Source organism: Azospirillum sp. OGB3, assembly GCF_014192915.1.
Lineage (GTDB): Bacteria > Pseudomonadota > Alphaproteobacteria > Azospirillales > Azospirillaceae > Azospirillum.
In genome coordinates this window covers 241,809-263,979 of record NZ_JACHYN010000009.1, presented here as the reverse complement: position 1 = coordinate 263,979, position 22,171 = coordinate 241,809, and the positions used below count along the sequence as shown (strand labels likewise).

The window sequence follows — 22,171 nt, the reverse complement described above, 5'->3', positions numbered from 1 at the left end:
CAGAACTCCCTTGAGAGCCGTGACAGACCATCACGTCGATAGGAGGCATGTGGACGGGCGGCAACGCCTGAAGCTGAGCCTTACTAATCGCTCGAAAGGCTTGATCCTTCATGAACGTCGCGTGCAGCGGCAAACCGCTCATGCGCATCAGAAGATGCATCCTCACATTCTCGACTTTACGAACGACTCAAACGAAAAGGGCGCCCGCGACGATGCGGGCGCCCTTTTCGTTTGGAGCGGATTTCCGTTTGCGAAACCGTTTATCCGCCGAGATCCTTGAAGCCCATGTCGCTGTCGGCGGCGGTGACGAACCAGTTCTTCGGGTCGCCGATCAGCGGAGTCAGTTCCGGACGGTCGGCCGCGGGACGGGCCATCATCCGGGTCGGCTGGCGCAGGCCGTTCTTCAGGCACAGGAAACCCACCATCGACAGGGGACGGGCGGCCTGGGCGTTCAGCGTGCGGCAGACCAGGGCGGCCAGCCGGTCCCGCCGGGCGCGCTCGACCAGCAGGGCGAAGGCGGGCATCAGCCAGCCCGGACGGGCCAGATAATCGCAGACCACCCCGACGCTTTCGCCGCGCCAGCGGTCCACCCTCAGCACCACATAGGCCACCACGGTGTCGCGGCGCATGACGAGGAAGCGGCGGTGCCGCGCCGCGTTCGGGATCTTGTCGAAGCGCCACTGGAGATAGGCGTGGTCGCGCCGGGCGGCGCAAAGATGCTGTGGCGCCGCGGCCTCCCACAGGCCGTCCATCCGCTCGTCGAAGCGGTCGACCTCGACCAGCCGGGCGCCGAAGGTCCGGGCGGCCGCGTGGCCGACCAGCGAGGCGGCGCTCATCGCCGGCTTGCCCAGCCGCGCCATCAGGCGGGCCAGCCCGCCGTCATAGGGGCTGACGCGCAGGCAGCGCTGCGGGTCGATCACGCGCAAATAGGTCGGGATGTTCCCGAGATCGAGCCAGCCCGCCCGCTTGTAGGACTTGTAGGCGGCGTCGGTCATCGAGAGGGAGACGCTCACCTCGCTGGCGGCGGCGTGGGTCTCCGACAGACCCGGCCCGACGCCGCGCAGCCGCCATTCCGGGGCGACCATCAGGTCGATCGCCCAGGAGGCGCGGCGCACCCGCTGCCCCACCTTCAGCGCGAAGGGAATGCCCGCCTGCTGGCCGACGATCCCCCCGTTCCGCTTGCAGACCCAGAGCTGCATCCCCTCCGGATCGGGGGTCGGCGGTTCCTCGAACAGCCAATTGAAATGGGTGTCGTCCAGCAGCGGGGAGTCCGCGCCGAAGTGGTCGCGCTGGAAGGACTCCAGCGCGACGCGATCCTCGGACATGAACCGTTCCACACCCCGCTGAAGCCAGGGCATTGCGGTCATGCGTCGCTCCCATCCACCTCGACCGGCTGCACCAGAGCGGCGTTGCGCAGGATGCGGCCCGACGTGCGGCGCTTCAGGACGATGTCCTTGTAGACGCGGCGGACCTGCTCGACCGACAGGTTCAGGGCGCGGGCCGCCTCGTCCTCCGGCACGCCGCGGCCGTAGGCGCAGAGCGCCAGGTCCAGCTTGTCGTAGGGGATGGCGTAGTAGAACTCCTCCTGCGACTGCGGCAGGGTGTAGGTGTCGGTGCTCGGCGACTGGCTCTGGATGTCGTCGGGCAGGCCGAGATAGGCGGCCATCTGGTAGACCTGGGTCTTGAACAGATGGGCGATCGGCTTCAGGTCGGCCAGACCGTCGCCGCCGCGCACGAAGAAGCCCAGCTCATACTCCAGCCGGTTCGGCGTGCCGAGGACCGAGTAGTTCAGCCGGTCGGCGTGGGTGTATTCCATCGTCTTGCGGACGCGCTGCTTCAGGTTGGTGGCGGCGACCACCGACAGATAGACGTCCACCGGCATGCGGCTGGTCTGCCGGTCGCCCTCCGGCGATTCCACCGTCATGGTGAAGTAGTTGACGCGGTCGGCGTCAAGCAGGCCGGCGGCCAGGCCGATCTTCTGCTTCCAGCCCGGACCGTATTCCGGGAAGAGGCGGCGGATGGCGCTGTCGCGGCGGTCGTAGCAGCCGAGCGCGGTCAGCGGAGCGGTAAGGTTCTCCATGATCGGCTCGATGCCCAGGCTCTCGCAGAGCAACCGGCCCCGGCGGGTGCTGTCGGGCGAGGATTCCTTCTCCGGCATCAGGATGGCCAGGACGCGCTCCGGCCCCAGCGCGCGAACGGCCAACGCCGCGCAGACCGAGCTGTCGATGCCGCCGGACACGCCGAGCACGATGCCCTGGCGCTTCAGGTCGTGGGCGACGGTGCGCTGGATGAACTGTTCGATCTCCCGGGCAGCCGCCGCGCAGTCGAGCGAGAGGGCGTTGGCGTCGAAGGGATGCAGGGCGTTCAGCATGGTGTCGGTTTTCCCGGTTGGCGATGTTGCATCGACTGTGGAGAGGACTGTGGAGAGGACTGTGCCTTGGGGACCTCGCCGGTCCGCCTAGTCAGGCGGCGGCGGCGTTGTCCAAATGCTCTTCGAGAATGTGGATGGGCGCGGCGTCCAAGCGGGCGCGGAGCGTCGAGGCCCGGCCCGGCAGCTCGTCCAGCACGTTCCGGGCGAGCATCTGGAGGGTGAGAACGCCGACCAGGGCCATCTCCTCGCGCTCGCCGGCCATGCGGCCGTCGGTGCGGTGGGCCTTGGCGGCCAGCGCGGCGACGCCGGCGGCGTCGACCAGCCCGTAGCGGTTCAGCGACTCCTCCGACAGCAGGTCCCGGACATAGGCCGGGGACTGGGCGCCGAAGAGGGCGGTGGTCATCGGGGCGCGGTAGGGGCGCTTCGGGCGGTGGAAGATCTCCGCCGGCAGCAGGCGCGAGGCGACGCGGCGCAGCGCCAGCTTGTCGCGCAGCCCCAGCATCTTGACCCGGTCGGGCAGGGCGGCGCAGAGGTCGTCCACCTCCGGGTCGAGGAAGGGGTAGCGGACCTCGATGCTGTTGGCCATCGCCACCCGGTCGCCCTGGCTGGTCAGCAGGTAGGGCGACATGAAGGCGGCGATCTCCGTCCACTGGGTGCGGGCGAGCGGGCTCCAGCGCGACCAGCCGGCGGGCAGATGGGCGGCCACCGCCTCGTCGAAGGCCTGCGCGTTGGCGGTGGAGCGCACATCCGGCGCCAGCAGGCGCTGGGTCCAGGCGGTGTTCTGCCAGCGGACGCGGTGGGCGTAGAAGGGATCGTCGGTCTCCGTCATGCCGCGCTTCCAGAAGGCCTGCCAGAGCGGGCTGTCCTTCTGGCCGCTGGTGGCGGCGTAGGGATGGATGCGGCTGAGCAGCTTCGGGCGCGCCGTGGAGTCCGGCTGCCGCGCCCAGAAGCGGCGGACCTTGTCCTCCTTGAAAATGTCGTAGCCGGCCAGCCACTCGTCGGCGCCCTCGCCGGACAGCACGACGCGGATGCCGCTGTCGCGGACAAGGCGGGAGAGCAGGAAGAGCGGCGCCGGGGCGGTGCGGACCAGCGGCGATTCGCCGTGCCAGATCACGTCGGGCAGGGCGGTCTGGATGTCCTCCGCCGTGCAGAGGATGTCGTGGTGCTCCGTTCCGACATGGCCGGCGACCAGCCGCTGCTGCGGCGTCTCGTCGAAGGCGTTGTCGGCGAAGCGCACGCCGAAGCTGTGCATCTGCGTGGTGTCGAGCTTGCGGGCCAGCGCCGCGATCACCGAGCTGTCCAGCCCGCCGCTGATGTAGACGCCCACCGGCACGTCGGCGCGCAGCCGCAGGCGGATGGCGTCGAGCAGCTTCTCCTCCAGCCGGTCCGCCGCCTCGTCCAGCGTGATGCCGGACAGGGCGGGATCGCCGGCCATGTCCGGCTCCCAATAGCGGGCCTCGTGCAGGCGCAGGTCGGCGTCGATGCGGATGGCGGTGGCCGGCGGCACGCTCTGCACCCCGGCGAAGACGCTGCCCTGGGGGGCGACGCTCCAGTGGGTGAAGACTTGGGCGAGGCGGGCGGCGTCGAAGCGCGGCTCGATCCGCCCGCCGCCGAACAGGGCCTTGGCCTCCGACGCGAAGGCGAGATGGTCGCCGCTGCGGGCGTAGAACAGCGGCAGGATGCCCAGCCGGTCGCGGACCAGCCACAGCTCGCGCTTCACCGCGTCCCACAGGCCGATGGCGAACTGGCCGTTCAGCTTGGCCCAGGCGGCGGGGCCGTATTCCTCGAAGGCGTGGACGATGACCTCGGTGTCGGTGCGGGTGTAGAAGCGGTGCCCGCGCGCCTCCAGGTCACGCCGCAGCTCGACGTGGTTGAAGATCTCGCCGTTGAAGGTGATCCACAGAGTCCGTTCCTCGTTGTGGATCGGCTGGAAGCCGCCGGCCAGCCCGACGATGCTGAGGCGCGCGTGGGCGAGCCCGATCCGCCCGTCGCGGTAGAAGCCGTAGCCGTCCGGGCCGCGGTGCCCGATCATGGCGATCATGCGCTTCAGTTCGTCGAGTCCGGCGGGCTCGGCACGCGGCCCGGCGAGAACTCCGGCGACACCACACATCGCACGTTCTCCTGTGTGTTGAAGGCCAGCGGGGGGAAATCAGGCGGAAAGGGTCAGGCGGTTTCGGCGAGCGTCGCGCGCCTGATCTTGCCGGACTCGGTCTTCGGCAACTCGTCGCGGATCTCGATGAATTTGGGCACCAGATGGCTTTCCAGACGGCCCCGGCAGTGCTGGCGGATCGCCATCTCGGTCAGGGTGGCGCCGGGACGGACGACCAGATAGGCCTTCACCGCCATGCCGTCGGCGGGGTCGGGGACGCCGAGGACGGCGGCCTCGACCACGGCGTCCAGCTCGTAGAGGGCGTTCTCGACCTCCTTGGGGCTGACCTTCTCGCCGCGGCACTTGAACACGTCGTCCTTGCGGCTGACGAAGTAGAGGCAGCCGTCGGCGTCCATGGTGAAGAGGTCGCCGGTGTAGAGCAGGGTCTCGCCCTGCGGCCCGCTGCGCAGGCGCTTGGCGGTCTCCTCCGGGCGGTTCCAGTAGCCGCGCATCACGTTGGCGCCGCGGACCACCAGCTCGCCGACCTCGCCGGGGGCGGCGCGGTTGCCAAGCTCGTCCACCACATAGGCTTCGCAGTTGGGAATGGCCCGGCCCACCGAGGCGGTCTTGGTGCCGAGGTCCCGCGGGTCGAGGTAGCAGATGCGGGTGCAGCATTCCGTCATGCCGTACATCGAGTAGAAGGCGGCATCGGGGAAGCGCTCGCGCAGGCGGTCGATGTGGGCGGTCGGCAGCGGGGCCGCCGCGTTGGTCAGGTAGCGCAGCGATGACAGGTCGGCGGTCTTCAGCGCCTCCATCCCGAGAAGGGTGGAGAAGAAGGTCGGCACGCCGGGCAGGCCGGTGATGCGGTGCTTCACCATGCGCGCCAGCGTTTCCGCCGGGAAGGCGAAGGAGCGTTCCAGGACCACCGTGAAGCCGACCCGCGCCCCGGTCAGGATCTGCGACAGGCCGTACCCGAAGGTCAGCGGCAGGACGCACATCACGACGTCGTCGGGCGTGTTCTCCAGATAGGTGGAGATCGACCAGGTGGTGTTCACCAGCGCGGCGTGGCTGAGCATGACGCCCTTGGGCCGCCCGGTGGTTCCTGAGGTGTAGAGGATGGCGGCCAGATCCTGGTCGATCAGGCCCCGGTCCTGCGGTTTGGTGTTTCCGGACGGGGTGTCCGGCTGGGCGGCCGCGGTGTCTGTGGTCGCGATGTCTATGGCTACGATGTCTGTGAAGGAGAGCCCGCCGGCCCCGGCCGGCACGGCGGGCCCGACCCACAGCGTGGTGGCGAGGTGGGGTGCCTCACCAGCCGCTGGCACGACCTGCCGGGCGAGCGCGGCGGGCGCGATGAGCGCCCGCACGCCGGCGTCGGTCAGGATGTAGGCCAGCTTGTCCGCCTTGGTGGACGGGTTGACGGGAACATAGACGGCCCCGGCCTTGAGCGCGCCGAACAGGCCCGCGACATACTCGATCGAGTTCTCCAGCATGACCGCCACGCGGTCGCCGCGCCCCACCCCGGCGGACTGGAGCGCGCAGGCGACGGCGTCGCTCTGGCGGTCCAGCTCGGCGAAGGTGACGGCGTTCTCCCCCGCGATCAGAGCGGTGTGGTGAGGCCGCCTCGCGGCGGTTTCGCTGAGGAACTGATGAAGCAGGTGCGCCATGACGCTGTTCCCTTGCCTGGCTTCGGTGACTGTTCCGATGACCCGTTCCGTCCTGACGGATGGATTAGGCCGCGTCCTTCAGGGTCCGCTTGCGCTCGACATAGGCGGCGATGCGGCTGACCGACTCGAGGTTGTCGGCGACCATGTCCTCGTCCTCGACGATGATGCCGAAGTGCTCTTCCAGGAAGGCCACAACGTGCATGATGCCGGTGGAGTCGATGATGCCGGTTTCCAGCAGGGATTCGGTGTTGTCGAAGCCGGAGTCGCTGCCCAGCAGGAAGTTTTCCACGATGAAGGCGCGGATCTCCTGGGTGGCGGGTGCGCTCAGGGTCGTCGTATCGGTGGTGATGGCGGTCCGCATGTCGCTGGCAACTCCTGTGGGTGTGGTCGTCGTTCCTTGGCCGGCAGTTCGGGACGGTGGGCGGCCTCGTTGGGAGTTACTCCAAAGGGGTCGGTCCGTTCCTTTCGGCGTTACCACCTCGTTGCGTGGGATGGGGAAAGGCATTTCCCGTTCTTTGCAGCGAGGTTTCGGCAATGCCGCCGAGTACGTCATTCTTTATTGCATCCGAATGCGGTGTTTTCGAGAGTGCAAAGGACGATTGGACGGTGAAGACAGTGGCTAACCACTCAGGGTCATTGCAATTGAGCAAGGAATACCTTCTCGTACTCTTGGAGAACCCTCTCTGACTTGCGGCGTAGGAGGGCCTATCGCTCTCGTCATGGTTGCCGAGGGGTGGGTGAGCCAAACCCCTCTCCCGTCCCGGGAGAGGGTGGCGCCGGTGGCGCCGGGTGAGGGTGATGCGAGGATCAAGCCCTTGTCCGTCGCCGTACCCTCACCCTTCCCGCGCTTCGCACGGGCCCCTTCCCTCTCCCGGGGCGGGAGAGGGAAAACTAAAAATCACGCCGCCGGCAGCGGATCGCCGTGCGTCGGGGCCGGGGCGGGCGCGCCGCCGCCGTTCTTGCGCTTGCGCAGCCAAGCCGGAATGCCGGTCACCTGCACCGACAGCCAGTCCACCGAGGCGTCGTCCGAGATGGGCACGGCGTGCAGGCGCAGCGGGTCGGTCTTCGGGCCGTTCCAGCCCGGATCGATGGTGCGCGCGGTGCGGTAGCCGGCCTGCCGGATGATCGCCACCTCGCGGTCGCTGAAATCGCCGTTGGGGAAGGCGAAATGGCGGCAGGGCAGGCCGATGGCCTCTTCCAGCTCGGTCTTGCACAGCGCGATCTCCTCCGCGCAGCGCTGGTCGTCGCATTGCAGGAGGATCGGGTGGGTGCGGGTATGGGCGCCGTAATCGGTGACGGCGGCCAGATGCCGGACCTCGTCCCAGGTCAGCGACTGGCGTTCGGCGCCGTCCCGGTCAGGGTCGTCGCCGGCCTCGGCCAGCCGGCGGCGGCGCTCCGGGTCGGGGAGGCGTTTCAGCGTCTCGGCGCCGATTCGTCCGGCTGCGGCGGTCTTCCACCAGTAGGGGCGGGCGGTGCCGACCACGCGGCTGCACAGATAGATGGTCGGGCGAACCCCGAACTCCTTGAACAGCGGTTCCAGGCGGGCGTTGTCGCGGTGGCCGTCGTCGAAGGTGACGACAAGCGGATAGGGCGGCAGGTCACCCCACCGCCCGCCTTCCAGCGCATCGGCCACCGCGTCCAGAGTGGTGAAGCTGTAGCGCTCGGCGTACCAGGCGAGGTGCGCGCGCATCACCTCCGGGTCCGGGTCGTGATACACGACGATGGTCACGTTCCGGCGCGCGAACAGATTTCGGAACAGGGCACCGACTCCCGTCCAGCGCACGATTCCGGCCGCGATGGCTTGCTTCATGGGGATTGGACCTCTGCTGTGTGTCCGGTCCTTTGTTCACGGCTGGCGAGGCGGCTGCGGACCGGTTGAAAGGCAGGACGGGCCCGGTTCGAAGCCGGGCCCGGATCGGTGGCAATGTCAGCCCGAACGCGCCCGGCGCGGCCCGATGGAGGCCGTGGGCGCCGGCTCGGACATCCAGCCGCGGGCGTTGCGGCGGTAGATCTCGACGATGCGTTCCCGGTAGACGGCGATGTCGAACTGGCGTTCGAAGCGGCGGCGGGCGCCCTGGCCCAGCCGGCGGCGCAGCTCCGCGTCGTCGATCACGCGGGCCAGCGCCTCGGCCAGGGCCGTCCGGTCGCCCGGCGGCACCAGCAGGCCGGTCTCCTCGTCGGCGATGGCGTCGCCCACGCTGCCGACCGGGGTGGCGACGATGGTCAGACCGTTGGCCATGGCCTCCAGCACCGACATCGGCAGCCCCTCGAACATGGAGGGCTGGACCAGCACATGGGCCTGCACCAGTTCCTTGCGGCAGCCGGTCTGGTCGAGCCAGCCGGTGAAGCGCACGCGGTCCTCAAGCCCCAGCGCCTTGGCCTGGGCGCGATAGGTCTCCAGGTCGCCGTCGCCGGCGATGGTCAACTGCCAGGAGCGGCTGCGGCAGGCGTCGGACGCCAGGGCGTCCAGCAGGACGTCGATGCCCTTCAGCTTGATCAGGCGGCCAAGGAACAGCAGGCGCACCGGCCCGTCCGCCGCACGCTCCGGAATCGTCTCCGGCCCCGGCACGGCGTTGTGCAGCAGGGTCACGCGGCGCACCGCCGGGAAGGTGGTGACCACCCAGTTGCGCCAGTATTCGCCGAGCACCACCACCTCGCTGGTCATCTCCATCATGTGGCGGATGGCCCAGCGGGACAGCGGTTTGGCATCCTCGTAATGCTTCGGGAAGCGGCCGCCGTGCAGGTGCAGGACGACCGGCACCCGGAACAGCGAGGCCATGGCGACGATCAGGCCCTTGCGCAGGACGCTGCCGTACTCCGCCATGTGGATGTGCACGAGCTGGGCCTTGCCGGTCGCGAAGCAGCCGAACAGGCGCAGCAGCGCGGCGGCGAAGTAAAAGGGCATCAGGTGGAATTTGGCGTCCGGCCCGTAGCTGTCGATCACCTCGAACTTTACGTCGGGACGGTTCTCCCGCAGGTCTGCCGTGAAGTTGTCGACGATTCGACCCATGCCGCCCTTTTCGAGCGTGCCGCCGGGTGAAACGATGTAGATCATATCCGCTCCTGACTGTCGCGCTCCCCTCGCGAGGCTTCAGGGAGGAAGGAATAGGGACCCCGCGGGAAAATGGGTTCTTACTGTCGGCCCGCGCGGGTCAGCGATGGCTTGGCCGCCGCGGCGTCGGGCAGCGCCCCCAGCGAGGGGCGCCGAACGGCGTCAGGGCGGTTCAGCTCCGCGTAGATGTCCTGAAGGCTGCGGCCATAGGACTCGATGACGAATTTCTCAAGGAACAGCCGACGCCCCTCCGCCGAGAGGCGCGCGTAAAGCGCCGGCCGGGAGGCAAGGTCGCTGACCGCATGGGCCAGCGCCTCCGGGTCGTTGACCGGGACGATGCGCGCCGTCTCCCCGTCGGTCAGAACCTCCGGGATCGAGCCGACCGGGGTGGTGATGACGGGCATGCCGGTGGACAGCGCCTCCAGGATCACCATGGGCAGGCCCTCGTGGGTCGAAGGCAGCAGCAGCATGTCGTGATCGCGCAGGTGGGCGTGCGCCTGCTCGCGGGAGATCCACCCCTCGAACCGGCAGTCTCCGTCCACGCCCAGCTCCGCCGCCATCCGGCGGTAGCCCTCGACATCGCCGCCGCCGCCGATGGTCACGCGGAAGCGGAAGCCCTGCTCCTTCAGCAGCCGGCAGGAGCGCAGCAGCGTGCCGATGCCCTTGCGCTCCGACAGGTTGGCAAGCACCAGGAGCGACACAATCGCCCCCGGCGGCGGGGCGGTGCGGACCGGCAGGTCGGCGCCGATGTCGGGCACCGCGTTGTAGAGCACGCGCACCTTGTGCGGGTCCGTCCCGACCGACTGCACCAGGAAGTTCCGCCAGCTCTCGCCCAGCACCAGCGCGATGCCGCAGCGGTCGAACAGCCAGCGGCTGATCGCGCGGGACACCGGCCCCTTGTCGAAATACTCCATGAAGGACGCGCCGTGCAGATGCACCACCGTGGGGCAGGAGAACAGCCCGGCGAAGAGCTGGACCACCGCCTTGCGCCAGACGCTGGCGTTCTCCGACACGTTGATGTGCACGACCGTCTGACGGCGGCGCAGCATCAGGGCGCCCAGCCGCGCCAGCGTCCCGGCCAGATAGACCGGCGACAGCAGGGCGCTGCCGGTGCCGCGGGTGTCGAGCACCACGGTTTCCGGGGCGGCAGGGCTGTTCTGGAAAGCGTCGACGATGTAACCCGTCATCCGCCCGATCCCCCCGCCGCCGTCGAGCGCGCCGGGGGTGGCGAAGACAATGCAGGCGCGGGACGCCTTCCTGCGCCGGAAACCCCTGTCGATCAAAGCCATTCTGCCCTCACGCCGCGCCGGGAGCCGAGAAGATGGCCTGACGCAGCCGGCGCCGCAGCCCGACCGGCATCAGCGAATGCATCAGGAAGGTGGTCAGCGCCATCGGGGTCGGCGCGCCGTCCCGCAGCGCCGATTTCAGGATGCGCTTGCGCACCGCCGGGGTGCGCGCCGCCTGCTCCCCGCCGGTGGCCTGGAGCAGCAGGCTGGCGTAGGCGCGCGGCGACAGCTTGGGTCGCACCGACTCCGCCCAGTTCAGGGCCATGTCGATGTTGTGGCAGGTGGACAGGGTGATGCGGTCCGATTCCGTGTAATGGATGGCCAGCACCTCGGGCACCGTCACCAGGGCGCAGCTTTCGATCTGCCCGCAGGAGATCAGCCATTCCCAGTCGTCGAAGGCCGACTTCGGAATCGGCTGGCGCTGGAGCAGCGCCTTGGGGGCGAGCAGGGTGGTGGTGGGGGCGAAGGTCTCGCCCTTGAACAGCCCGTGGCGGACGAACAGGTAGTCGCCGATCCGGTCCCGCGGGGTGCACAGGCGCCGCGGCCATTCGAAGTCGCCGCGGGCCGTCACCACCTTGCAGCGGCAGCTCATGATCGGGTAGCGCACGCCGGGCGGGCGGGCGGCCATCTGCAGGGCGATCTTGCCCGGCATCCATTCGTCGTCATCGTCGAGGAAGGCGATCCAGGCGCCCTTCGCACGCTCCACGCCCAGATTGCGCGCGCCGGCGGCGCCGCGGTTCTGTTCCAGCGCGATCACGGTCAGCCGCGGATCGCCGAACGCCCTCAGGCGCTCCTCGGTGGCGGGGTCGGGTCCGTCGATCACGACGACGACTTCGAGCGCGGCGTAAGTCTGGGCCAGAGCGCTTTCCACGGCCCGTGCGACCATGTCCGGCCGGTTGCGGGTGGGAATGACGACGGTGACCATCTCGTGTGGGGACGTCATGACATTACCTTCTGTCGCGACGGAGATTTCAGGGGGCGGTGCATGAGGGGGCCTCCTTCCGTCATCCGGGCCGGGCCGGACCGCTCCAACCGGCGGCCGGCGGGCCGCCGTAGGAGGTTCCGTAGGGGGAGGAACTGGCGTAGGCGGCGTGGGCGTTCTGCTGCCGGTCCTCGAACCGGGCCTGCATCTTCGCCCAGCGGCGGCGCTGCACGAGGCGGGTCACCGCGATCACCAGCACGATCCAGTTCAGGGAATGGCGCTCCAGGAACACGCTCTCCGACACCGAGATCAGCAGCAGGGCGCAGCCGACGGTGAAGATCCAGGCGGGCTCCGCGCGGTTCTCGCTGTAGCGGATGGCGCCGAAGCCCTGGATCAGCAGGCGGCCCATCAGCATCGCCGTCAGGATCACGCCGGGCAGGCCGAGGTCGAGCCACGCCTCCATCCACCCGTTGTGGGCGGAGTTGATGCCCCAGCCCTGGGTGAAGGTGCTGCCCGGACCGTAGGCGCCGTACCAGTAGGCGCCGTAGCCCCAGCCGAGCAGGAAGCGGTCCTGGATCGACATCAGCGTGTGTTCCCACAGCACCGTGCGTCCGGTCAGCGTCGGGTCGCGGCCCAGCATGTAGAGGATGTCGTGCCAGAAGGTCGTGCCGCTCGTGATGCCGACCACCGCGACCAGCAGGACGAAGGCCATGGCCGGCGCGAAGCTGCGGATGCCGCCGCGCACGAAGCCGCTGGCCAGCAGCAGGCCGGCGACCAGGATCGAGGTCACCAGGCCAGTGCCCGACCGGCTCATCACGATCAGCAGCAGGGCCATCAGCAGCAGCGGGCGGACCACCCAGCGCTTGCCCTCGCGCGTCCAGTCGAGCCAGAGCAGGCAGAGCACCAGCCAGACCATCATGCGGCCCGTCACGTTCTTCTGCCAGAAGATGCCCTTCCAGGCGCCGACATGCTGCTCGTGGTCGAGACCGACCGCCGGCATGGCGAAGACCGAGACGTAGGACAGCACCATCAGGATCGACAGGCCCGTCGCCAGCATCCGGACGATTTCCGGGAAGGTGTAGCGCAGGGCCAGATAGACGGCGAAGGCGGTGGTGAACAGGAAGGCCACCGCACGGCGCAACGTCACGTCCGGGTAGATCGACCACAGGGCCGACAGGAAGGCCAGCGCCACGATCAGCGACACCGCCGGGCTTCCCGTCGGGATGCGGAAGGCCAGGCTGGGCCGCAGCGCGATCAGGCCCAGGATCATGACGTAGACGGCCATGAAGTAGATCACCGCGCCCGGCGCGTCCGGATCGGTCGTGCCGCCACCGGTCAGCAGCGCCGGCAGCACCGACCCGCCGAACGAGACGATGCAGAAGACGGTGATGCTCTTTTCCAGAACTTCGAGGACTTTCATGGGGCCGCTGTTCCGGTGAAAAGGGCTGCTATGGCAGTGAACGCCCATCACAGGCGCACCGCATCGTTTTCTGAAGATGCCAACCCGATGCCCGGACCTGTAGCCGGGCGGAGGCATTAGGCCTAAGGAGGCCGCCCCCGTCAGGGCTACCTCCGGTTGGACCACCCACCCCGATCTTGCGGGTCCCGCAGGGCATATGCAGCCCAGCTCCGGAAGGGATCCCAGAAAAGGGAAGGCCCCTCTCCCGGGTGGGAAGAGGGGCCTGGATGGGGCGCCGCGGGGTCATGACCCGTCGCCCTTGAGGACGATCACCGCGGTCTTGCACAGGATGTAGAAGTCGAACAGCAGGCCGCAGTTGCGGACGTAGAAGACGTCCATCGCGACGCGTTCCTGGAAGGTGGTGCGGTGGCGTCCCGACACCTGCCAGTAGCCGGTCAGGCCCGGACGGACGGAGCCGATGACCTCCGCGGAGGCGCCGACCTCCGGCAGTTCCTTCGGCATGTAGGCGCGCGGGCCGATCAGGCTCATGTCGCCCATCAGGATGTTGACCAGCTGCGGCAGTTCGTCGAGCGAGGTCTTGCGCAGGAAGCGGCCGACCGGGGTGATGCGCGGGTCGTAGGTCAGCTTGTGGTAGGTCATGTACTCTTCGCGCATTTTCGGATCGTTCTCCAGCAGGCGCTGGAGATGCTCCTCCGCGTTGATGTGCATCGAGCGGAACTTCAGCACGTCGAAGGTCTTATCGCCGCCGGCCCAGCGCTTCTGGCGGAACATGACCGGGCCGGGGCTGTCCAGACGGATCGCCGCGGCGATGCCCAGCATCAGCGGCGCCACCGCCACCAGCAGGATGCCCGACAGCAGGATGTCCAGCGCGCGGCGGATGCGCAGGTAGCTGGTCGGCGGCCGGACCGAGACGCGCAGGGCCAGCGAGCCGTGCAGGTTGTGGTAGGTGGCGTCGACCGCGCTGACGTTGCCCTCGCCCAGCAGGCAGTAGACCTGCTTGAAGGGCAGCCGCTCGACCAGGGCCGTCAGCTCCCTCTTATGGCGCCCGATGTCGGCGACGATGGCGGCCTGGGCCTGCTGGGCGTAGGCCGGTGACTTGGCGAGCAGGTCGGTCGAGCCGACCACCGGCAGGTTGGCGACGCGGGTCTGCCACAGCGTGTCGTCGTCGTCGAAGAAGCACACCGGGCGCATCCCCAGCCAGGGCAGGCGCTGCAGCTTCTCCGCGATGGCGGCGCCCTGCGGGCCGGCGCCGACGATCACCACCGGGGTGCGCCAGTTCAGCGCGCTGGCCATCAGACCGTGCACCAGCAGCAGGTCGGCGGCGTAGGTGATCGCGAAGCCGATCAGGGCGACCGACAGCGCCTCGACGAAGAAGGAGCGGAAGCCGTCCATGACGATGAAGGGCACGGCCAGCACGGCCACCGACAGCAGGGCCGCCTGGAAGGTGCGGCGGGTGCGCTCCAGATAGTCGAAGCGGCCCAGCGAATAAATTCCGAAAACCGATTTCACCAGCGGCACCAGCATCAGGCCGGTGACCAGGGCGCGCTGCGACAGGTCCGCTTCCGCGGTCAGGGTGTCGCTTCCGAACAGCTGGATGAGCGTCCAGCCGAGCAGGGCGAGCATGAAGCCGTCGGACAGCGCCAACAGCAGCCCGGGTCCCACCGTCGGCATGGCCGTCTTCTTTACCGGGGCCAGGTTGATGACCGCTTCTGGGTCGAGTTTGCTCATCGCAGGTCCCATTTATGTGTGAAACGGAATGTCATCCGTCTCGCGCCTGACCTAACGCGCCGCAGCGTAAGACGGTTTCTCATCAGCTTTTTCTTTGAGTCTTTCTGTGTTCAGAAAGACACACAAATATCAGCGCTTATTCTGCCTCTGTGCAGACAGATCAGAAGGTTGCGCTGTTCTCCACGAATTAGGATAAAGGCTGCCGTCAATCAACAAATCACAAGAGGCCTCCTCGACCAGCGGCGATACCCCTTACATCCAGAGTGGATTCCCCTGGGTGAGTTTGAAGAGATTAAGGAAAGTGGGTGACTTCGTCCGGATCATCCGGATCGGTGGCGGCGCTGCCACCGCCGCTCCCCGACTACTCCTTTCCTTCCCGCAATTTGGGGGTATTCGGGGGATGTTCCCGGTCCCCTATGGTTGGGTGCGGCGCCGGCTGGCGGTGGATTTCCCCGGGTTGGCTTGCCCGTCCCGCCGAGGCGGAGGCACCGACGTATCCCATAAGAAGCCGCCGGGCGATTCCGGATGAGACGGTGTCTCGAACGCCCCGTTGATCGCGCCGGAGTGCCCTCGCAGGCTGGGTCGGTTGTCTGCCTGACTGGTGGACCGTGTTGCCCCCACCCTAGACCCTCTCCCGCTAACGCAGGGGAGGGGACTGCCGCCGCTCCGCGATCATCTCCCTCCCCTGCGCAGCGGGGGAGGGCCAGGGTGGGAACACGGGGTGCCATCGGGATAAGTCCGAAGAGGACGACGACGGCACCAACGCGAAATTGAAACGTCCCGGTCCGGTTCCAATCATCGGAATTGCGTTCGCGGGTGCGGCAGCGCCGCCCCACCGGAGTTCTAGGCGGAGTTCCTGATGGCGTCCGAAGCAGCGACGATCTTGAAACACGGTTGGCTGTTCATGCTGGCCAACGTGGTGAACCGGGCTGCCGGGCTTCTGCTCCTGCCGCTCTACACCCGGCTTCTCACCCCTTCCGAATTCGGCGTCTACGCGTTGGTGGTGGTGGTCGCCGACCTGCTGGCGGTCATGCTGATGATCGGCATGAACAACGCCTTCACCGCCGTCTATTTCGAGCACGCCGAGGAGGGCGACCGGCGCCGCGTCGCCAGCACCTGCCTGCTGGCGGTGGTCGGCACGTCGGTGGCGATGGTCGGTCTGGCCTGGCCGCTGGGCATGGCGGGAAGCTGGGCCATGTTCGGCGACACCGGCCACGCGGCGGTGATGGCGATCGCGCTGGCCGGCGTCGCCCTGACCACCCTGTTCGAGCTGGCGCTGGCCTATTACCGGGCGCGCAAGAGGTCCGGCCTGTGCCTGCTGGTGTCGCTGGCCAAGGTGGTGGCCCTGCTGGCCTTCAACCTGCTGTTCCTGTGGGCGCTCGGCCTCGGGGTGGAGGGCATCTTTCTGGCGAACGGCGCGTCCTTCCTGGCGCTCGGCCTCCTCCTGGTGGTGGCGATCCTGAGGGACACCGGCTTCTCCTTCTCCTTGCCGATCCTGAAGCGGGTGGCGGCGCTGGGACTGCCCTACGCGCCACAGTCGCTGCTGGACATCGCCAACAACTTCGTCTCGCGCTGGCTGCTGAACATTCTGCTGTCCACGGCGGCGGTGGGCCTGTTCGCCTTCGGGATGCGGCTGTCGCAAATCCTCTTCATGTTCCTGACCGCCTCCTTTCTGCAGATCTGGTCGGTCAGCCGGCTGGAGTCCCAACATGGCGCCGCGGACCACGCCCAGGCGGATTTCGTCTTCCACCTCTTCGTCGTCCTGCTGACCGGGGCCGGGCTGGGGCTGGCGCTGACCGCGCCGGAAATCCTCTGGCTGATCGCGTCGGCCGACTACACGCCGGTGCTGACCAGCATGCCCTTCCTGGTGCTGGCCTATGTGCTGCACGGGGTGCGCATGAACCCGGAGGTGGCGATCCTCAAGGCCAAGCGCGTCGGCGTGCTGCCCTGGATCTCCGCGGCCAGCCTCGCGGTGGGCTCGGCGCTGGCGCTGGCGCTGGTCTGGCAGTGGGGCCTGCTCGGCGCCGCTCTGGCCAATCTGGGGCGGGAGGTCTTCCAGATCGTCCTGACCGAGACGGTGCGCCGCCGCATCTGCCGCGACGAGGTGCCGCTGAACGCCGTGCGCATCGGCTGGATCCTGGTGCCGGCGGCCTTCGCCTATGCGGCGGGCTGGTACCTGTTCGGCACCGAGGTCAACCCGGCCTTCACCGCCGAGAAGGTGCTGCTGGTGCTCCTGTTCCTGGCGGCGGCGGTGTTCGGTCCGGGCATGGGATCGGCGGGCCGGGGAATGCTGGGCAAGCTGCTGCTGGGCCGCGTCCGCCGCCTGCAATCGGCGTCCTGAAATTTCCCTCTCCCGCCCCGGGAGAGGGAAGGGGCCCACGCAAAGCGTGGGAAGGGTGAGGGTGCCGTCGAGAATCAAGTCCTCGATCCTTGGCGTTACCCTCACCCGCCCGCTGCGCGGGCACCCTCTCCCGGGGGCGGGAGAGGGGATTTTTACCGCTTGCGCGGTCGTTACGCGGCCTGATGTTCGAGCATCAGGTTCACGGCGTCCAGCGTCATCATGTGCGAGAAGTCGACCGACGACAGGTCGAGCGCGGACTGCACGCCCACCGACTGCACCGTCGCCGTGTCCTGGGGCAGGCTGTGGGCCAGCAGGTCCGCGGACAGGGCCTGGGCGCTGCCCGGCGGGTTGATGGTGCCCACGCCGGTCCCGTCGGAAATGGTCGCCTGCGTCGGGTTGGAGAGCTTCAGGTTGAAGGTCTCGACGCCCTCGACCACGTCGTCGCTCAGCACCTTGACGGCGACCGTCTTGGTGGTCTCGCCGGCGGCGAAGGTCAGCTTGCCGCTGGTCGCCAGATAGTCCGAACCGGCCTTGGCCGTGCCGTCCGCCGTGGCGTAGTCCACCGTCACCGTCTGGTTGTAGGCCTGGGACAGCTTCACCGTGAACACCGCGTCGGTGGTGACCGGGCTGGCGGCGGTGCTGCTGTACAGACCGGGCTTGATGGCGTTGTACTTGTTGTAGTCCACCTTCCAGCTGTCGTTCATGATGCCGCCGGTGTCGCCCGAACCGGGGCTCCAGGCCCAGTAGGTCCAGCTCGCCCCCTGGTCGCCCGCGGCGAGGTCGATCTTGCCGTCGCCGTTCCAGTCGCCGTTCATGTACTGGATCAGCTTGGGCATCCAGGCCTTGTCGATGGCGGTTTCCATGCGGCTGCCGAACTCGCCGACCAGGATCGGGGTCTCGTCGTTCTGGATGAAGTGGCCCCACATCTGGTCCCACTTCGCCGGCATGTTGTTCGGGAAGTTGTTGGCCTTGAACCAGTCCATCATGTACAGCGACGGGCCGTAGTCGTGGACCGAATAAACCAGCTTGCCCGGCTCGTTGAACTTGACCTCGTAGTTCTTCTCGCCCAGCAGGTTGCCGCCCCACCAGTACCACTGGTTCTGGTAGGTCTCGACGCCCTCGACGATCAGCAGCCAGTCCTTGTTGACCGACTGGATGGCGTTGCCGATGCGCTCCGCGGCGCGGGCCCAGTCGTTCGGGCCGCCGTCGCCCCAGGTGGCCGGGTTGTGCGGCTCGTTGTGCAGGTCGGCGCCGATGACGGCGTCGTTGCCCTTGTAACGGGTCGCCAGCATCTTCCAGTTCTCGATCATCTTCGATTCCGGATACTGGCTGGTGTACCAGAGCCCGTTCTCGTTGGCCGAGGCGCCGTCGCCGGAGCGGTGGTGGTCGAGGATGATCTTCATGCCGATCTTATCGGCGTATTCGATGATCTTGTCGAACACCTCCAGCGAGGTCTTGCCGCGCAGGTCGGGATTCTTCGAATAGTCGATGCCGGTCGGCATGCGGCCGTTGTCGAGCATCGCGTCGGAGTAGGGCAGGCGGATGGTGTTGAAGCCCAGATCCTTCATCTGGTTCATGTGGCTCTGGTAGCTGTCCATCCACAGCCCCTGCGGCGCGAAGGCGTAGCCCTCGGACCCGAACCAGTTCACGCCGGTCAGCTTCACGGCCTTGCCGCTGCTGTCCATGATCTGGCCGCCCTCGGTGTGCAGGAAGCCCGGCGCGATGCCGGTGGTCTTGCCGGTCGGCTCGGTCACCGAAACGTCGCTGACCGACAGGGTCGGCTTCGTCGGGGTGGGGGCCGGCGGGGTGGTCGGCGTGGTGGGGTTGGTCGGGTTGGAGGAGCCGGGGAAGAAGCTCTTGTCGGCGTCGACGACCAGCGTGCCGTTCCACCACATGCCCGACTGGCCCTTGACCACGTCCTTGCCGTCCAAGGCACCCTTGTCATAGGTGACGATGCCGTCGGTGGGCATGACCGACTTGCCGTTGATGGTGATCTTGTTGACCAGCAGGTTGCGGTCCTGGCCGTTCACCGTGGCGTCGTTGTCGTACTGGATCTGGACCTTGTGCGCCTGATCCGCCGTGGCGTTGATCGAGAAGGCGTAGTCCTTGGCCGAGGTGCCGGCCATGCCCTCGCCGACCTTCTTGCCGTCGATCAGCAGGTTGAAATGCGCGTTGACGCCGCCCGCGGCGTTGCCTTGCAGGTTCAGGATGACCTGGGTGTTGCCGGCCGGGGCCGGCGGCGTCGGGACCGGGAAATAGTCCTTGGTCAGGGCGAAATCGAGCGAACCGTCCCACCACATGCCTTCCTGGCCGGGGATCACGTCCTTGCCGTCGGAGGCGCCGCGGTCGTAGCTGACCAGCGAGCTGGTGGAAGCGACGGGCTTGCCGTTCACTTCCAGCGACTTGACGAGCAGATTGCGGTCCTGCCCGTTCACATAGCCGTCGTTGAAGTAGACGATCTGCAGCTTGTGCGCCTGGTCCGGAGCGACCTGGGCCTTGAAGGTGTAGCGGCCGGCGCTGGTCGAGCTGACCGTCGCCTGGCCGAGATTGACACCATCCAGGAGCAGCCGGAACTGCGGCCAGATCCCGCCGGCAGCCTGCCCCGAGGCGTTGACGACGAAGGTCGTGTCGACGAGACCCGTGGTGGTCGTTGCCATTGGAAGTAACCTCTCTCCATTTTCGGTGGAGCAAAGGTGGCGCCCAATTGGTTAACGAGGTATTTCGGATTTTAGGGAAATGCGACTCAAAAGCCACGATGGGCTGTGAAAAGAATGAGGCGCGAAAATCCGCCATCGCTGCGGTTTTCGCGCCACAGTGGGGCCTTGCGGCCACGGGGAGGGGAAAGTGTAAAGTCTTGTTACAGAAAGGTTTCCGGAATCGGCGGCCTCAACCCTCGTGACTTTTGTGGGCCACCATGAAGACCTCCGGGCGGAACAGGTAAAGCTGGCCGAGCTTGCCGAGCTTGCGCCGCAGGGTTAACGGCATCGCCCCCATGAAGGATTCCACGGCCTTCACATAGGCGAGGTATCCGCGCCCGGACCCATGGATGTGCATCCGCCGGCGGACCGCCATCGGGGCGATGTAGACGGCCTCCATCCGGGTGAAGCCGGCCTCGCGCAGCGCGCGCTCCGTCTCGCTCCAGGTGTATTCGCGCAGATGCATGCAGATCGGCTCGTCCAGCCCGAAGACCTCCGACAGATCCATCGGCCCGGCGTGCTTGTGCGGCATGCTGAGCACGTAGCGGCCGCCCGGCTTGAGGATGGCGTGCACGTTGGACAGGTGCACGGACACGTCCTCGGGGTGGAGATGCTCGATGACGTGGGTGGAGACGACGGCGTCGTAATGGCCGCGCGGCTCGAATTCGGCGAGGTTCACGCCGTCGCAGCAGCGCCACGTCACGTTGGAGCGCTCGTCGGTCCAGCGCTCCCCGCGCTCGCGGGTGATCTCGGTGGCGACGCAGCGGTGGCCGTGGCGGGCCAGATAGCTGAGCAGCCGGCCCTTGCCCGACCCGACCTCGTAGACGTCCCGCGCGCCCTTCAGCAGCGTCAGGAAGTGGCGGAAGTCCAGCTCGTCGTTCTGCGCCGCGGTGTCCACCGCATCGTTCAGCCAGGGGCACTCGCTGTAGAGGGTGGTGTAGTTGCGCTCGAACACCGTCCAGCGCTCTTCGCGGCGGGAGTCGAGCAGCTCGCGGGCGAGCTGGCGTTCCAGGTCCCAGTGCTGGCGGACCATGGTTTCGCTGAGGGGGTAGTTCGGGGCCAGACCGAACTTCCGCTTGTAGCGGGCGACCAGCTCATCCGACGTCAACGTGTCCACAGATCACCTCGTTGGGAGAAACGCTGCTGTTCCGCTAATCTAAGGTCGCTGTCGGAAATCCTTACAGGCGCGGACGGCGGAGCGGATCGCGCGATCGGGCGGGGTAGCGGGGCCGGAAGGGGTACCGCGCCGCCTCCCGGCCAGGCTCACCCGGACCGCAATTATCCGGACCGGCCTCACCCCGACCGGTTGCGCCCGCGCAGCGCCTGCACCGACGCCTCGTACAGCGGCAGCGGGCGCGACGCCGCGTCGTAGGGGGAGGGGTGCGGCTTCAGCTCCGGCATCTCCCGTGAGATGTAGTTGAGGTCGGAGCGCAGGTGCCACCAGCACAGCTCGGCCAGCCGGGCGTTGCCGGCGATGTCGCCCAGATACTGCCCGGCCAGGAAGGCCATGGCGCGGTCCTTCTCCGCCCGCGACCAGGAGCGCGGCAGGTGCTTCTCGTTCACGTCGAACTCGGTGACGTGGATGGGCAGGCCCAGCCGGTCCATGGCCCGCAGGAAGCCCTTCATGCCCTCGCGGTCGTAGGGCTTGCCGGCCATCAGGTGGCTTTGCAGACCCACCCCGTCGATCGGCACGCCGCGCTTGACCGCGTCGGTCAGCCAGGTCTGGAAATAGGCACGCTTGCGCTGCTGCCACCCCTCGTCGATCTCGATGCCGAACTCGTTGATGACCAGCTTGGCGGAGGGAAATTCCTTGCGGATGTGGTGGAAGAACGGGTCGAGCCACTCCGGTCCCTTGGCGCCGCCCGCCACAACCCACCACATGCCCTTGCGGAAGCCGTAGCGGTCCTGCTCCTGGGGGTGGCTGCGCTCGGTCTCCCAGAAGAAGGCCTCGTTCATCACGTCGATGCGGTAGAAATTGTCGCCGTAGCGCTGCTTGACCGCCGCGACCATGGCGGTGAAGCGCGGCCAGTAATTCTCCTCCGACAGCGTGCCGTCCGCCGAGAAATAGGCGCTTTCCCCGATGCCCAGCGCGCGCTGGCGGCTGGCCGGCAGCGTCATGTAGTCGGGCATGCCCATGTGCTGCCACAGGGCGCAGTGCCAGTTTGGCTTGGCGCCGATGCGGCGGGCCAGCTCGACCCCGGCGTCGAAACGGCCCCAGTCGAAATTGCCCTCCTGCGGTTGGAAGACGGCCCATTTGCCGCCGTTCTCGGGCGTGACGACGTCGCATTCCCGCGCCATCAGCGTGTCGAGCATGGGGTCTTCCGGCTCGATCAGATGGTCGCGGGCGGCGCCGTGGAGGATGCCGGCGGCCCGGCAGGCGTCGCGCAGGGTGGGGTTCGGCATGGCGGCGGATGCCGCTTCGGCAATGGACGGGCCGGCGGCGGCCTTGCAGCTTGCCAGCACCGCGGCGGCTGCGGCGGCGCGCAGCGCGTCGCGGCGCGTGAAGGAAAGGGCTTTCGAGGTGGCTTTTGCCGAGGTCTGGGCCATGGGCGTCGGGCCTCGTTTGGTTTGATGGAAAATGAAAAATTCCCTCTCCCGTCCC

14 protein-coding genes, 1 rRNA gene and 1 pseudogene are annotated in these 22,171 nt (G+C 67.8%); 2 read left to right on the top strand and 14 right to left on the bottom strand.

Going from position 1 to position 22,171, the window contains the following annotated elements:
• A 23S ribosomal RNA gene (locus tag FHW79_RS19215) occupies window positions 1-108 on the top strand; the annotation flags it as partial.
• Window positions 109-260: 152 nt separating this feature from the next.
• Here FHW79_RS19215 and FHW79_RS19210 read toward each other — a convergent pair.
• From FHW79_RS19210 to FHW79_RS19160, 11 genes and pseudogenes are all read right to left on the bottom strand, one after another.
• Window positions 261-1,325, bottom strand: a complete 1,065-nt coding sequence (locus FHW79_RS19210; protein ID WP_247884497.1) for a GNAT family N-acetyltransferase — start codon at window positions 1,323-1,325, stop codon at window positions 261-263.
• A 38-nt stretch (window positions 1,326-1,363) separates the two neighbouring features.
• Complete coding sequence (nadE, locus tag FHW79_RS19205; protein WP_174439577.1) at window positions 1,364-2,371, bottom strand: NAD(+) synthase; 1,008 nt, start codon at window positions 2,369-2,371, stop codon at window positions 1,364-1,366.
• 91 nt (window positions 2,372-2,462) lie between these two features.
• Complete coding sequence (gene asnB / locus FHW79_RS19200; protein ID WP_183180423.1) at window positions 2,463-4,481, bottom strand: asparagine synthase (glutamine-hydrolyzing); 2,019 nt, start codon at window positions 4,479-4,481, stop codon at window positions 2,463-2,465.
• A gap of 53 nt (window positions 4,482-4,534) precedes the next feature.
• Entirely contained in the window at window positions 4,535-6,124 is a 1,590-nt protein-coding gene (locus tag FHW79_RS19195) for a class I adenylate-forming enzyme family protein (RefSeq protein ID WP_183180422.1), read from the bottom strand.
• 64 nt (window positions 6,125-6,188) lie between these two features.
• Window positions 6,189-6,485 carry an acyl carrier protein gene (locus tag FHW79_RS19190; protein WP_183180421.1) on the bottom strand — a complete coding sequence of 99 codons (297 nt, stop codon included), beginning with the start codon at window positions 6,483-6,485 and terminating at the stop codon, window positions 6,189-6,191.
• Window positions 6,486-7,022: 537 nt separating this feature from the next.
• Window positions 7,023-7,934 (bottom strand): polysaccharide deacetylase family protein, encoded by a 912-nt coding sequence (locus FHW79_RS19185; protein ID WP_183180420.1) that lies wholly within the window; start codon window positions 7,932-7,934, stop codon window positions 7,023-7,025.
• Window positions 7,935-8,051: 117 nt separating this feature from the next.
• Window positions 8,052-9,200, bottom strand: a pseudogene (locus tag FHW79_RS33535) (glycosyltransferase family 4 protein); the annotation flags it as partial.
• A gap of 56 nt (window positions 9,201-9,256) precedes the next feature.
• Complete coding sequence (locus FHW79_RS19175) at window positions 9,257-10,465, bottom strand: glycosyltransferase family 4 protein (RefSeq protein WP_183180418.1); 1,209 nt, start codon at window positions 10,463-10,465, stop codon at window positions 9,257-9,259.
• A 7-nt stretch (window positions 10,466-10,472) separates the two neighbouring features.
• Complete coding sequence (locus FHW79_RS19170) at window positions 10,473-11,405, bottom strand: glycosyltransferase (protein WP_183180417.1); 933 nt, start codon at window positions 11,403-11,405, stop codon at window positions 10,473-10,475.
• Window positions 11,406-11,466: 61 nt separating this feature from the next.
• Window positions 11,467-12,804, bottom strand: coding sequence for an O-antigen ligase (locus FHW79_RS19165; RefSeq protein WP_183180416.1), 1,338 nt, complete (start codon window positions 12,802-12,804; stop codon window positions 11,467-11,469).
• 282 nt (window positions 12,805-13,086) lie between these two features.
• On the bottom strand, window positions 13,087-14,532 hold the full coding sequence (locus FHW79_RS19160; protein WP_183180415.1) for an exopolysaccharide biosynthesis polyprenyl glycosylphosphotransferase: 1,446 nt from the start codon (window positions 14,530-14,532) through the stop codon (window positions 13,087-13,089).
• A gap of 859 nt (window positions 14,533-15,391) precedes the next feature.
• Between FHW79_RS19160 and FHW79_RS19155 the strand changes: the two genes are divergently transcribed.
• Window positions 15,392-16,873, top strand: a complete 1,482-nt coding sequence (locus FHW79_RS19155) for an oligosaccharide flippase family protein (protein ID WP_183180414.1) — start codon at window positions 15,392-15,394, stop codon at window positions 16,871-16,873.
• Window positions 16,874-17,043: 170 nt separating this feature from the next.
• Here the strand turns inward: FHW79_RS19155 and FHW79_RS19150 are convergent, their stop codons facing one another.
• From FHW79_RS19150 to FHW79_RS19140, 3 genes are all read right to left on the bottom strand, one after another.
• The gene (locus FHW79_RS19150; RefSeq protein WP_183180413.1) at window positions 17,044-19,530 is read right to left on the bottom strand and encodes a carbohydrate-binding domain-containing protein; all 2,487 of its coding nucleotides are present in this window, start codon (window positions 19,528-19,530) and stop codon (window positions 17,044-17,046) included.
• A 229-nt stretch (window positions 19,531-19,759) separates the two neighbouring features.
• Window positions 19,760-20,686 (bottom strand): class I SAM-dependent methyltransferase, encoded by a 927-nt coding sequence (locus FHW79_RS19145; protein WP_183180412.1) that lies wholly within the window; start codon window positions 20,684-20,686, stop codon window positions 19,760-19,762.
• Between the two features lie 176 nt (window positions 20,687-20,862).
• Complete coding sequence (locus FHW79_RS19140; protein WP_183180411.1) at window positions 20,863-22,116, bottom strand: endo-1,4-beta-xylanase; 1,254 nt, start codon at window positions 22,114-22,116, stop codon at window positions 20,863-20,865.
• Window positions 22,117-22,171: the final 55 nt, after the last annotated feature.

Excerpts from the sequence above, each read along its gene's own strand:
- FHW79_RS19140 (WP_183180411.1), bottom strand. The coding sequence starts at position 22,116 with ATGGCCCAGACCTCGGCAAAAGCCACCTCGAAAGCCCTTTCCTTCACG.
- asnB (WP_183180423.1), bottom strand. The coding sequence starts at position 4,481 with ATGTGTGGTGTCGCCGGAGTTCTCGCCGGGCCGCGTGCCGAGCCCGCC.
- nadE (WP_174439577.1), bottom strand. The coding sequence starts at position 2,371 with ATGCTGAACGCCCTGCATCCCTTCGACGCCAACGCCCTCTCGCTCGAC.
- FHW79_RS19185 (WP_183180420.1), bottom strand. The coding sequence starts at position 7,934 with ATGAAGCAAGCCATCGCGGCCGGAATCGTGCGCTGGACGGGAGTCGGT.
- FHW79_RS19210 (WP_247884497.1), bottom strand. The coding sequence starts at position 1,325 with ATGTCCGAGGATCGCGTCGCGCTGGAGTCCTTCCAGCGCGACCACTTC.
- FHW79_RS19190 (WP_183180421.1), bottom strand. The coding sequence starts at position 6,485 with ATGCGGACCGCCATCACCACCGATACGACGACCCTGAGCGCACCCGCC.
- FHW79_RS19165 (WP_183180416.1), bottom strand. The coding sequence starts at position 12,804 with ATGAAAGTCCTCGAAGTTCTGGAAAAGAGCATCACCGTCTTCTGCATC.
- FHW79_RS19175 (WP_183180418.1), bottom strand. The coding sequence starts at position 10,465 with ATGGCTTTGATCGACAGGGGTTTCCGGCGCAGGAAGGCGTCCCGCGCC.
- FHW79_RS19150 (WP_183180413.1), bottom strand. The coding sequence starts at position 19,530 with ATGGCAACGACCACCACGGGTCTCGTCGACACGACCTTCGTCGTCAAC.
- FHW79_RS19155 (WP_183180414.1), top strand. The coding sequence starts at position 15,392 with ATGGCGTCCGAAGCAGCGACGATCTTGAAACACGGTTGGCTGTTCATG.
- FHW79_RS19195 (WP_183180422.1), bottom strand. The coding sequence starts at position 6,124 with ATGGCGCACCTGCTTCATCAGTTCCTCAGCGAAACCGCCGCGAGGCGG.
- FHW79_RS19170 (WP_183180417.1), bottom strand. The coding sequence starts at position 11,405 with ATGACGTCCCCACACGAGATGGTCACCGTCGTCATTCCCACCCGCAAC.
- FHW79_RS19160 (WP_183180415.1), bottom strand. The coding sequence starts at position 14,532 with ATGAGCAAACTCGACCCAGAAGCGGTCATCAACCTGGCCCCGGTAAAG.